The 11,841-nt window shown below is 61.6% G+C and carries 13 protein-coding genes; 3 read left to right on the top strand and 10 right to left on the bottom strand.

The features are described from left to right. Window positions 1–21: 21 nt before the first annotated feature. Window positions 22–1,029 carry a deoxyribose-phosphate aldolase gene (gene deoC, locus PQR08_RS33955; protein ID WP_187604241.1) on the bottom strand — a complete coding sequence of 336 codons (1,008 nt, stop codon included), beginning with the start codon at window positions 1,027–1,029 and terminating at the stop codon, window positions 22–24. A gap of 186 nt (window positions 1,030–1,215) precedes the next feature. Here deoC and PQR08_RS33950 point away from each other — a divergent pair, with 186 nt between their 5' ends. Further along, window positions 1,216–1,758, top strand: coding sequence for a hemerythrin domain-containing protein (locus PQR08_RS33950; protein WP_238288985.1), 543 nt, complete (start codon window positions 1,216–1,218; stop codon window positions 1,756–1,758). A 29-nt stretch (window positions 1,759–1,787) separates the two neighbouring features. Then, window positions 1,788–1,964, top strand: coding sequence for a hypothetical protein (locus tag PQR08_RS33945; RefSeq protein ID WP_187604239.1), 177 nt, complete (start codon window positions 1,788–1,790; stop codon window positions 1,962–1,964). A gap of 18 nt (window positions 1,965–1,982) precedes the next feature. Here PQR08_RS33945 and PQR08_RS33940 read toward each other — a convergent pair whose 3' ends face one another. The 5 genes from PQR08_RS33940 to PQR08_RS33920 form a co-directional block, all read right to left on the bottom strand. Further along, the gene (locus PQR08_RS33940; RefSeq protein WP_250485307.1) at window positions 1,983–2,291 is read right to left on the bottom strand and encodes a hypothetical protein; all 309 of its coding nucleotides are present in this window, start codon (window positions 2,289–2,291) and stop codon (window positions 1,983–1,985) included. Continuing rightward, on the bottom strand, window positions 2,288–2,662 hold the full coding sequence (locus PQR08_RS33935; RefSeq protein ID WP_250485308.1) for a phage holin family protein: 375 nt from the start codon (window positions 2,660–2,662) through the stop codon (window positions 2,288–2,290). Before PQR08_RS33935 ends, PQR08_RS33940 begins: the two co-directional genes overlap by 4 nt. Before the next feature lie 196 nt (window positions 2,663–2,858). Beyond that, window positions 2,859–3,257, bottom strand: coding sequence for a DUF3597 domain-containing protein (locus PQR08_RS33930; protein ID WP_250485309.1), 399 nt, complete (start codon window positions 3,255–3,257; stop codon window positions 2,859–2,861). Between the two features lie 276 nt (window positions 3,258–3,533). Then, a complete protein-coding gene (locus PQR08_RS33925) occupies window positions 3,534–4,850 on the bottom strand; it encodes an MFS transporter (RefSeq protein WP_250485310.1) in 1,317 nt (438 codons plus the stop codon). A 39-nt stretch (window positions 4,851–4,889) separates the two neighbouring features. Further along, window positions 4,890–6,164 carry a glucarate dehydratase family protein gene (locus PQR08_RS33920; protein ID WP_250485311.1) on the bottom strand — a complete coding sequence of 425 codons (1,275 nt, stop codon included), beginning with the start codon at window positions 6,162–6,164 and terminating at the stop codon, window positions 4,890–4,892. Between the two features lie 164 nt (window positions 6,165–6,328). Between PQR08_RS33920 and PQR08_RS33915 the strand changes: the two genes are divergently transcribed. After that, on the top strand, window positions 6,329–7,030 hold the full coding sequence (locus PQR08_RS33915) for a GntR family transcriptional regulator (protein WP_187604234.1): 702 nt from the start codon (window positions 6,329–6,331) through the stop codon (window positions 7,028–7,030). A 687-nt stretch (window positions 7,031–7,717) separates the two neighbouring features. Here the strand turns inward: PQR08_RS33915 and PQR08_RS33910 are convergent. The 4 genes from PQR08_RS33910 to PQR08_RS33895 form a co-directional block, all read right to left on the bottom strand. Continuing rightward, window positions 7,718–8,974: an aromatic ring-hydroxylating oxygenase subunit alpha gene (locus tag PQR08_RS33910; RefSeq protein ID WP_250485312.1), complete on the bottom strand. Its 1,257-nt coding sequence runs from the start codon at window positions 8,972–8,974 to the stop codon at window positions 7,718–7,720. A gap of 116 nt (window positions 8,975–9,090) precedes the next feature. After that, window positions 9,091–10,017 (bottom strand): LysR substrate-binding domain-containing protein, encoded by a 927-nt coding sequence (locus tag PQR08_RS33905; RefSeq protein WP_250485313.1) that lies wholly within the window; start codon window positions 10,015–10,017, stop codon window positions 9,091–9,093. A 7-nt stretch (window positions 10,018–10,024) separates the two neighbouring features. Then, window positions 10,025–11,026: a LysR family transcriptional regulator gene (locus PQR08_RS33900; protein ID WP_035499801.1), complete on the bottom strand. Its 1,002-nt coding sequence runs from the start codon at window positions 11,024–11,026 to the stop codon at window positions 10,025–10,027. A 42-nt stretch (window positions 11,027–11,068) separates the two neighbouring features. Next, a complete protein-coding gene (locus PQR08_RS33895) occupies window positions 11,069–11,839 on the bottom strand; it encodes a pyrroline-5-carboxylate reductase (protein ID WP_250485314.1) in 771 nt (256 codons plus the stop codon). Window positions 11,840–11,841 lie beyond the last annotated feature (2 nt).

The raw sequence follows: 11,841 nt of genomic DNA, 5'->3' as shown, positions 1-11,841 counted from the left end.
AGGCTGTGTTTTGAAGGTGAATCAGGCGACGGGATGACGGTTGAACGCCGAGTAGCGTCCGCTCACATGATGTTCGAGCTGGCGTTCGATATCCGCGAGCAGGCTCGATGCGCCGACACGAAACAGATCCGCTTCGAGCCATTCGCGGCCGAGCTCTTCCTTCATGAGGATCTGATATTCGAGTACCGATTTCGCGGTGGACACGCCGCCAGCAGGCTTGAAGCCGATTGCGACGCCGGTGCGCGCGAGATATTCGCGAATCATGCGCACCATCACGAGCGATACATCGAGCGTCGCGTTGACGCTCTCCTTGCCCGTCGATGTCTTGATGAAGTCGGCGCCGGCCATCATGCAGATCATCGACGCCTTCGCGACATTCGACAGCGTGCGGATATCGCCGGTCGCGAGAATCGCCTTCACGTGCGCATCGCCGCATGCAGCGCGGAAATCGCGCATCTCGTCGTAGAGCGCCTGCCAGTTGCCCGTGAGCACGTGCTCGCGCGTGACGACGATATCGATCTCCGACGCGCCGTCTCGCACCGACGCCTCGATCTCGCGCAGCTTGAGATCGTGCGGATTGAGTCCGGCGGGAAAGCCCGTCGATACGGCCGCGACCGGAATGCCGCTGCCTTCGAGCGCGTTCACGGCGGTTTTCACGTAACGGTGATAAACGCACACCGCGCCTGTCTTTATCGACGCGGGGGCCATGCCGAGCGCGTCGAGCAGATCGTCGCGCAACGGACGGCGCGCCTTCGCGCACAGGCGTTCGACGCGCCCGTGCGTGTCGTCGCCGCTGAGCGTCGTGAGGTCGATGCAGGTGATCGCCTTGAGCAGCCACGCGGCCTGCGCATCTTTCTTGACGGCGCGGCGCGTGCCGAGCGTCGATGCGCGGCGCGTCACCGCCGATTGATTGACGCGCAGCCCGTCGAGCCACGACAGGTCGAACGGCACGCCGGGATTGCGGGCGCTGGCGTGAACTTGCGCCTTTGCGGGCCAGGCGACGATGGACTTCGATGCAGTTTCCAGCATGAGATCGGTATGCCGGCGTCTTGTGCGACGCACAACAGTTTTTGATAGATTGATCTCAGTTTATAACATCGATGTGAGGATCGTAACATAGGGAAAGTTCGTAGGCGGTCGATGGCCGCTACGTGGCAGCCGGGTCCGCGCATTGCTCTATATCGTGACCACCCACTTTTTGAAACAGAGGACACGATGCCCCGCCCGACCCCCACACAGGCTGAAACCGCTGCCGCTTCCCGCGCCACGCCGAGCCAGGACGCCATTGAAGTGCTGATGGACGATCATCGTGCCGTTAAAAAGCTGTTCGATGCGTTCGAGAAAACAAAGGACGACGATCTCGACGCCAAGACCACGCTCGTGCGACGCGCGTGTGAAGAACTCACGGTCCACGCGATGATCGAGGAAGAGTTGCTGTATCCGGCGGCGCAGGAAGCGCTGGACGAAGACGACCGGCCCGATGTCGAAGAAGCTTATGTCGAACACTTTCTCGTTAAGGTGCTGATCGAAAAGTTCACTACGCTGAGAGCGGGCCAACCCGGCTTCGACGCGACCTTTAAGGTCATGAGCGAGATGGTGCAGCATCACATCGAAGAGGAAGAATCGGATCTGTTCCCCAAGCTGCGCAAGTCGAGCGCGGATCTGAATGCGCTCGGCAAGAAGCTGATGCAACGCAAGGAACAACTGGAGGCGAAGATCCCGAAAGATGCCGGCGACAATACCATGCGCCTGCATTGATCCACATCGACGTCGACCGGAGCCGAAGCATGAAAAACCCTTGGGTGAAGAAGAACCCGTTCCTCAGCATGTGGCTGTCCGGCGCGAATGCGGTCATCGGTTCGACGCGAGGCCGCGCCACCGCCCAAGCGAAACGGCAAGCGTCGGCTTTCTGGACGGCAGCGCTTACGCCGCCCAAGCCGAAGAAGCGGCGCACACGGCGTTAGGCGCTCGGCAACCGGCAGTCATCCACGCAGCGCGTCGAGCACATCGGAGAACGCCCGATGTGTCGACGCGCTCAATCCCGCGCCGACCGCTGTCTGCACCGTGCGGCGTACGCCGAGAATCGCGATGCCGACGAGCGCGAGCGCAATCAACTCGGCATTGGGCGTGCGTAGGAACCACGGCGCGGGTCGCGTTGCCGGCAACGTGCGCGGCACGCGCGGCGCACGCGTAACCCGCAAAGGTTCATCGGCAATATGCGCGGCGATCAATTCCGCGCGCGACTCCGCCATGCGCGCGAGCACGGCTCCGTGAGCTTCGGCATGCTTCATTGCGTTGCCTCCCTGATGGCATCCATGTCGCGTCGCAACTCTTCGCGCAGCAACTGAAAAGGTTGCGCGGGCTTGCGCGACATCATGACGATGACCGCGATCACCGCGACGGCGAGCCACGCTCCCGCCACGCACCACGCCGTCAGCACGAGGTACGGCGTGCCGACTGAGGTCACGATCACCGCGATCGACACGAAAGATAGCGTGAACAGTGCGCCGATCGTGAGCGCGACGAGCGCGACCACTTCATGCAGCACGCGCTTCTTGGTCTCAGCGAGTTCGATGGGAATCAGCTCGCCATAATCGACGAGGCGTCTCGTGCAGAAATGGCCGATCCTGCGCCAGTTGGCGATCTTTCTCTGGATTGTCATCGTTGCTTCCCCAGCGAGGTTTCAGTCAAGACGGAGTGCCTTGACAGAATGGAGAGCAGTGCGCATGCCAGCGATGCGTGCAGTCGATGAGAATCGGTGGTTATTTCATACGGGCAGTCGCGGAAGATGATCCGGACCGTAGTAAGACGCGGCGAAGGCAAACCGTCTCCGGATCGCCTTCCGCGATTTTTACTTCTTACTTGAGATCGTCGGGCACCTTGCCGCCGTTTTCCGCGAGTTTCTGCATGACCTGCTTGTGCAGCCAGATGTTCATCGAGGCCGAGTCTTCCGTATTGCCGGAGTAGTGCAATTCCGACGCCAGTTCCTTGCGCGCGGACAGGCTGCTGTCGAGGCCGAGCAGCTTCATCAGATCGACGATCGACGTGCGCCAGTTGAGTTGCGCGCCTTGACTCGCCTGCATTTGCGTCAGCACTGCTTCGACATCCACTTCCTGCATCGGTGCTGCGGCAGGCTGGTCAGGCGTGGCAGCCGTCGTGGTGGCCGGTGCGGCGGCAGGCGCTGCGCCCGGGCTTGCGCTGGCAGGCGCACTGTCGTGGTGAAAGATTTTGTTCAGGATATTTGAAAAGATACTCATGACATCTCCTTTGAAAGTGAACCCACGGACGTGCAAGTGTCGTGCCGCTACGCTTCCGATGCAACTGTCATTTGATTCAATTTGACGGTTGTGGAATAACACGTGAACGATGAGTGTCGTGTCATAAAAGCACGGTAGCGCGAAATCCCGACGATCTCAGCAAACACCGTAACACGGCGAGGAGGCATCATGGGTATATCGTTCTGCTTCACTTAAAAATGCGCCGTCGTGGAGTTCACCTTTTCATGCTTTAACGTGCAATGGAGAGATGCGCGATTACTTCTGCACGCCCGGTTGCAGCACCGGCACATCGCGCCCGGCCCGAGGCGCCATGCGCGCGAAAAACACGACACCGGCGGCCACGACCGACATCACCGCGAGACCCGTCAACCCGCCCTGAATCGAACCCGTCTTCTGTTCGAGGAAACCGAACGTCGCAGGCGCGACAAAGCCGCCTAGATTGCCGATCGAATTGATCAGTGCGAGCACGGGCGCGGCGATGCGCGCATCGAGATAACCTTGCGGAATCGGCCAGAACAATGACGATGCGGCCTTGAAACCGATTGCCGCAAAGCAGATCGCGACAAACGAGAAGACCGGGCTGCCGAGACCCGCGGCATACATGCCGGCCGCCGCGATCAGCAACACGCACGCAACCCACGCCTGCTGAAACTTGAAGCGCGCCGCGAGTGCCGCGAACAGATACATCGCGACGATGGAAATGAGCCACGGAATCGAGTTGAAAAGACCGACCTGGAAATCGTTGAGATGCCCCATCTTGCGGATGATGCTTGGCAGCCAGAACGTCGCGCCGTAGATCGTCAGCGAGACCGAGAAATAGATCAGGCAGAAGATCAGAATCTGCGGATCGCGCAAGAGACTCCACGACGTCGGCTTCTTCGCGTGCACGGCATCGCGGCGGCGCTGCTCGTCCTCGATTTCGGCGACGACCGCATCCTGTTCGGCGCGCGTGAGCCACTTCGCGTCGCGCGGCTTCGAATCGAGCCAGAACCACACGAAGCCCGCGAGTACGACCGACGCCATGCCCTCGATGATGAACATCCACTGCCAGCCGTGCAGGCCCACGCCTTCGATCAGCATCAAGCCGCCTGAGATCGGTCCGGAGAACACTGAAGCCAGCGCCGAGCCGCTCAGGAAGATGGCCATCGCCTTGCCGCGTTCATCGCGCGGCAGCCATTGCGTGAAATAGAACACGACGCCCGGGAAGAAGCCCGCTTCGGCCGCGCCGAGCACGAGCCGCATCGCGTAGAACGAGGTCTCGCCCTTCACGAAGGCCATGCCCACGGCCGCCAGCCCCCACGTGATCATGATGCGCGTGAGCCACGCCTTCGCGCCGAACCGCTGCATCAGCATGTTCGACGGCACTTCGAACACAGCGTAGCTCACGAAGAACAGGCCCGCGCCGAGCCCGTAAGCCGCCGCGCCGATGCCGAGATCCGCGCTCAAATGCTGGCGCACGAAACCGATGTTCACGCGGTCGATGTAATTGACGATGAACATCACGACGAAAAGCGGCAGCACATGCCACTTGATCTTGCGAACGGCGCTCGACAGCGCGCTGGGACTGCTCATGAGGTTGTCTCCTGGAATGCGCTGTACTTGTTCTATGACTCAGAAGCGCGGGTTCTTGCCGGTGAACTCGGGCTGATACTTGCGCATTTGCGTTAGGTCGTCGCGATTGCGCACGCCGCACGTCAGGTATTGCTCATGCAATGCGGCGAGTTGCTCGCGATCGAGTTCGACACCGAGACCCGGCGTCGTCGGCACGCGCACCGCGCCGTTATCGAATTTGACGCGGCCTCCCTTGATCACTTCTTCTTCCTGCCACGGGTAGTGTGTATCGCACGCATACGTGAGATTCGGCACGCTTGCCGCGACATGCGTCATCGCCATCAGGCTGATGCCGAGGTGCGAGTTCGAATGCATCGACATGCCGAAGCCCCACAGCCGCGCCATGCGCGCGAGCGTCTGCGTGGCGCGCAGGCCGCCCCAGTAGTGATGATCGGAGAGCAGCACCTTGATCGAGCCCATGTTGCAGCCGCGACGGAAGTCGTCCATCGTCGTGATGACCATGTTGGTCGCGAGCGGCAGCTTCGTGTGCTTCTGCAGTTCGGCCATGCCTTCGAGGCCGGGGCACGGGTCTTCGTAGTATTCGAGGATTTCATCGAGCTCGGGCGCGGCCTCGATGCTCGTCTTGAGCGTCCAGTTCGCGTTCGGATCGAGGCGCAGCGGCATGCCGGGGAAAGCCTTCGCGAGCGCCTTCATGCAGGCGATTTCATGCGCGGGCTCGAACACGCCGCCCTTCAGCTTGATGCTCTGGAAACCGTACAGGTCGATCATGCGCTGCGCCTGCGCGACGATCTGTTCAGGGCTGATGCCCTCGCCCCACGCATCGGGCGCATAGGGCTTGTCGATATGTTCCGCGTACTTGAAGAACAGATACGCGCTGTACGGCACGGCGTCGCGGACCTTGCCGCCCAGAAGATCGACTACCGGCGCGCCGACGATTTGCCCTTGCAGATCGAGCATCGCCACTTCGAACGTGCTGATGACCTTCGGCGCATTTTTCGCGGCATGCGAGCCGGGCGCGAGTTCGAATTCGACGGCGCCGGGCGTCGCCTTGATCGTCGCGCGCACGCGCTCTTCCATCTGATTCAGGTCGAACGGCGACAGGCCGATCACGAGTTCTTTCGCCTGATCGAGCACGCGCAGCATCGGCTCGTCGCCATAGGTTTCGGAGATGCCGACACGCCCGTCGCTCGTCTCCAGTTCGACGATGGCGCGCAACGCCCACGGTTCGTGGATGCCCGCGGCGTTGAGCAACGGGCCGTCGCGGAAGGCGATCGGCGTGATTCGAACCTGGGTGATGGCGATATCGCGGGTCATGTCGGACGTCCGGAAGTAGCGAGAGTAGCCGAATGGTAAAGCACTAATGTATTAGTGTGTCAGTCGGGTATACGCGGATCGTTGTTTTCGCTCTTTCCGTGCCGCACGTGGCTGAGCGCGGCTATAGTACTAATGTTTCAGTCGCCTATCGCTTTCCGTCTGACATGAAAAACGCCGCTTCCGCTTCGGTCCATCGCCTGGACCGCTCCCGCCACGCCGCGCCGCAGGTTTTCGAACGGCTGCGCGAAATGATCCTGTCGCTCGAACTCGAGCCCGGCACGGTGCTGTCGCGGATCGAACTGGCGACGCGCTACGGTCTTAGCCAGACACCCGTGCGCGATGCGCTGATGAAGCTCGGTGAGGAAGGACTCGTCGACATCTTTCCGCAGCACGCGACGGTCGTGAGCCAGATCAGCGTGGCGTCGGCGATGCAGGCGCATTTTCTGCGCCGTTCGATTGAACTCGAAGTCGTGCGCACGCTGGCGCGGGAGCACAAGGCGTCGCTGGTCGCACGGCTTCGCGCGACGATCGCGGAACAGACGGAGTGGCTCGATCCGAAGGACGTCGAGCAGTTTTCATTGCTCGATCAGACTTTCCATCGGCAGATGTATGAGGCTGCGGGCGTTCCGCAACTCTGGGATCTGGTGCGCAGATTGAGCGGCCATATCGACCGGCTGCGCCGTTTGCATTTGCCGGTCGAGGGCAAGACGATGGCGGTGGTGCGGGATCACACCGAGATCGTCGATGCTATCGAAAAGGGTGATCCCGATGCGGCCGATGCCGCGTTGCGCAAGCATCTGTCGGGCACGCTTAGTCAGGTGGACGAGATTCGTACGCGGCATCCGACTTTTGTGACTGATCATTGAAAGCGGGGTTGTTTTGCTTGGCGTTGGGTGTGGTTCAGGTTTTCGCCGGATCCCGTATTCGTGTCGGTTTATTAGCACTGCCCCTCCCCGGGGCGGGGGTCACTTTCTTTGCTGCTGCAAAGAAAGTAACCAAAGAAACAGCTATCCCCAGCCTAAGCACTTCACACCGGCCGCGGCACAGACGATTGGCCTAATGGCCCGGCAGTAGCGAGTGCCCCCACAAGCAGACAAGGGCTTGGACCGCGCACGGTCTGACTCATCGCACCACACAACAAATTGGTTCAGCACCAAATAGCTCCGGCCCGCTACGCGGCCGATGGGTCAATCGGGTGCGCGCGGGCTTCTTCGATGGTTTCCCTCGCATACCCAACGGCAGCGCGTAGCGCTGTGCCGAAGCTATTTCGTGCTGAACCAGCGCGCTATAACTTATAGCGCGTCAGACCGTGCGCGAGCCAAGCCCGATTGGGCCTTCGAGGGCGACACTTAGGCGAGGGCCATCGACGGCTGGCAAGCATGGCCAACGTGCGTGTGACCGCGGGCCTAAACGAGCTGCTTTCTTTGGTTACTTTCTTTGCAGCAGCAAAGAAAGTGACCCCCGCCCCGGGGAGGGGCAGTGCTAATAAACCAAAAAGAAATCGGGATCCGGCGACAATCAAGCAACGCATCGAAAGCTCGCGCCAAGAACCCCTAAACACCATGCGCCCCCAACCGAGCGACATACCAACGCGAAAACTGCTCCACATAACTCTCCGTAAACGGCGAGAACACAGCGGGCCGAAAAGCCGGATCCTGCGTACCCTCATGCGTAATCTCGACAAGATGCTTGTCCTGCGCATTGGTCGCGACCCACACTTCCGTCAGATCCTGAATCTGATAATCGACGCCCTCCACCGCATCCGCGTGCACGAGCCACTTCGATCGCACGAGCGTTTTATCCGGCGCAAGCGGAACAATGTACGAAACGACCGCATGGTCGCTCATCACATGCGTCCATGAGTTGTGCGTCCAGAGATGCGTGTCGCCCAGATCGCGCCGCTGCAGATCGCCGAGCAGCTTTTCGCTTGCGACCTTCGTGCTGATGGTCTGCGACTCGCCATGCCCCGCGATGACGAGTTGCTGAGTTCTGAACTGCGTGACGGCATCCTCGTCCAGCCATTCGACGGTCGCGCTCGTGAAGCCATCGCGCTCCCAGCTCGCCTGACACGCGGCGTTGCGTTCCTTGTAGGCCTCGATTTCGCGCAGCGCTTCCTCGGGAAGATTCTCGGGACAGAAGCCGAAATCCTCAGGCAGAAACGAAGCGGTCAGTTCCGGATGCGTCGCGGCGCAGTGATAGCACTCGCGATTGTTCTCGATCACGAGCTTCCAGTTGCCGTTCTCGATGATTTCCGATTCGAACGCGATCTTCGTGTTCCGCATATCGTAAGGCGCGAATCGCGGCGCCATCGTGTCTTCGAGCTTCGAGATATCCGCCGGCGGTTCGTCGGCGAGGCACACGAAGATATGCGTGCCGACAATGCGCGTATGCACCGGCAGCAAACTGCGGCACTTCGGATCGAAATCACGGCCCATGTGCGCGGCGTGGCGCAGGCTGCCGTCGAGATCGTAGGTCCACTGGTGATACGGGCACACCAGCATGCCGACGGTCGATTTCCCCGGCTCCTTCAGCCGCGCGCCACGATGGCGGCAGACGTTCCGATAGGTGCGGATATTCTCGTCGTCGTCGCGAACGATGATGATCGAAGCCCGGCCGATATCCACCGTCGAGACATCGCCCGGCTCGGGCACGTCCGCCGTCACGCCGACCAGAATCCAGTGCTTATGGAAAAAGACCTCGACGTCCGTCTCGAACACGTCCTGCCGCCCGAACAGCTCGCCAAGCAATCCGTGGCCGGGCTCGCGGCTGCGGATCAGTTCGCCGTGAGTCTTGAATTGCACTTCGGACATCGTCGCTCTCCATCGTTCAGGGATCGGGACTTCGAGTGGTCCCGCGATAACCCGAGTATTGGATCGCTGAAAAATAGCGTCAATGCGCTTTATTTTCGATCTCGGATTACTTTGGATTATGCGTGCGCATCGTCGCGCAGCCACTCGATCAGAGCGGCGATGGCGGGCGTGATGGCGCGGCCGTGCGGCACCACGGCAAAGTACGAATCGCCCGGCCTGAACGATGCCACGTGCAGTCTCACCAACTCGCCGCTTTCGAGAAAATCGTGAACGAGCCGGCCCCAGCCGAGCGCGACGCCCTGGCCGTAACGCGCGGCCTGGATCGCATCGGTGTAGAGGCTGCAACGCAGCGAGAAATTCAGACGCATCGGCCGGAATCCGACCGCATGGAACCACTCTTCCCAGCCCATCCAGCCTTCGGATGTCGAATCCGATTCGACCAGCACGCAGCCCGCGAGCTCTTCCAGCGACGCCGGCTCAGCCTGCGCCTGGAGCCATGAAGGGGAACAGACCGGAAACACTTCCTCGTCGAAGAGCAGCGTCGCCGTGCCGTCCGGCCATACGCCGCTGCCGAAGCGCACCGCGACATCGATCTCCTTGTGCCGCAAATCCGCCGTGAACATCTGGGTGGACAGCCGCAGTTGCAAATCGGGCTGCACGGCCTTGAGCGATGCGAGCCGCGGCAACAAACGGAAGTGCGAGAACGCGGAAGTCGCGGCCAGCACGAGCTCCTGCTGCACGGGGCCGCGCGCGATGCGGTCGAACACGCTCGCGATCTTCTGCATCGATTCCGCGACGACGCGGTACAGCGCCTCGCCTTCTCCGGTCAGTTCGATCGCGCGATGCAGGCGGCGAAAAAGCCGCGTGCCGAGCGTTTCTTCGAGGAAGCGGACCTGCCGGCTCACGGCGGCCTGCGTGACGCCCAGTTCATGCGCCGCGAGCGTGAAGCTGCCGAGACGCGCGACGGCTTCGAACTCGACCAGCGCGGTCACCGACGGAATGAGCCGCCGATACCCCTTCGGTTTTTCGGTCGCCGGTTTCATGCGGCGCTCAGAGAACGGCCTTCGATTCGGCCGCGGGCCATCCCTGCATCATCGTGGCGATCTCCTCGTCGAGCCATTGGCGAAACTGAACGTATTCCGGGCGGGATTTTGCATTGCGATGCGTGATCACGTAGTGGTGACGATCGTGGAACACGAGCGCATCGTCGACGGGACGAACCAGTTTTTTCTGCTCGACCTGACGATGCACGAGATGATGCCAGCCGAGCAGCGTCCCCTCGCCCGCTTCGGCCTGCGCGACGAGCAACCGATAGTCGTTGCTTTCGAGATCGTCATGCTGATCGAGGCGCTCGGAACCATCGCCTTGCTGATACCAGTTTTTCCACACGCGCCAGTCGACGTGCTCGCACACTTGCGCGCGCCCGAGCAGCGACAGGCTCAGCGTGGGATGCGCGAGCAGATCGAGCGGCTTCAAGGTGCGCCCGTGAAAATAGCGCTCATAAAACGGGACGCTGCATACCGGATAAACGATGTCGTGAAAAAGCGGCTCGACTTCATACTCCGCCTCGCGCGGCGGATTCTTCGTGATGATGACATCGGGCTCCATGAGGTCGTCGAGTTCCATGAAGTGCTCGGTCACCATCACATGCAAGCGGATATTCGGAAAGCGCTGGCGAAACGCGGGCAGCCTGAACGAAAGCCAGAGCGCCGAAAACGTATGAGAGATGCAGAGCGTCAGCGCGTGACGATCGACGCGCCGCACCGCTTGCGCCGCCTCCGCGATATTCATGATCGACAGATATGACGCGTTGTAGAGAATGCGGCCCGCGTCGGTCAGCGCGATGTGTCTGCCGGTGCGCTCGAACAGCGCGACTTCGAGCGTATCTTCGAGTTCCTTGATCTGCCGGCTCACCGCCGCCTGCGTGACGCACAGCACTTCCGCGGCCTGCGTGAAGCTTTCGTAACGCGCCGCGGTGACGAAACACCGGAGCGCGCGCAGCGACGGCATCTGGGCGAGAAGCCGGTCCGCGAACTGCTGTTTCTTCTGCATGTGAATCACCTTCCGAGGGGCGCGATTGTCGTTTGTTCGTCGTTATCCACGCCCTTGCACGCGGCGCATGATGTTGTCGAGCGCCTCCGCGTAATGCGTGTACGTGCCCCGCTCCGTAAGCTCGCGGTTGAGCTGCTCGTTGAGACCGCCGGGCGTGCTCGCGTGCCCGATCATCATGGAGAAAGGCTCCGTGCCTGACGTCGCTTCATGAGCGAGCCCCACATGATAGCCCGACAAAAACGACCGGGCCGACGCATACGGCACGCCTTGCGCGACGAGCCATGACGCCTGTTCCTCAAGCAGCGCGAAGAAGGCGGCCATCGTCGCGGTCGCGGCGGAAAGCGCGTCGAACTGATGCTCGTCGTCGACTTCGACGGCTTCGCCGAGCGGCGCGAACAGCGCCCGCGCGATGTCGTCGCGCGGGCAGATCGCCGTGCTGCCCTTGCCTGCCGCGACGGCGGGCAGCGGCACCGCGCGCACGACCTTGGCCGAACAGCGCACGAACGCCCCGATCTGATCGAGCGACTTCCCCGCGATGAAGCTGATGACGTGATGCCGCGCATCGAAGGTCAGTTCGCTCAGGACGTCCGCCGCGATCTGCGGCACGACCGCAAGACACACGACGTCCGACGAATCGAGCACGTCCTGATTGCTCTCGCAGACTTCGATACGCCCGTCGAGCGCGGCCAGCCGCGCCGCGATCTTGGCGTTGCGCGGCGACAGCGCCACGCGCTCGAAAGACACGCCGAAGCGGATCATGCCGGTCACGACCGCCTCCGTGATCGTGCCGGTACCGATGAAGCCAATGCGCATGT

The sequence above is a fragment of the Caballeronia jiangsuensis genome, from assembly GCF_046030135.1.
GTDB classification, from domain to species: Bacteria; Pseudomonadota; Gammaproteobacteria; order Burkholderiales; family Burkholderiaceae; genus Caballeronia; species Caballeronia jiangsuensis.
Note: the sequence above shows the minus strand (reverse complement) of the source record. Positions and strands in the feature narration are given on the sequence as shown.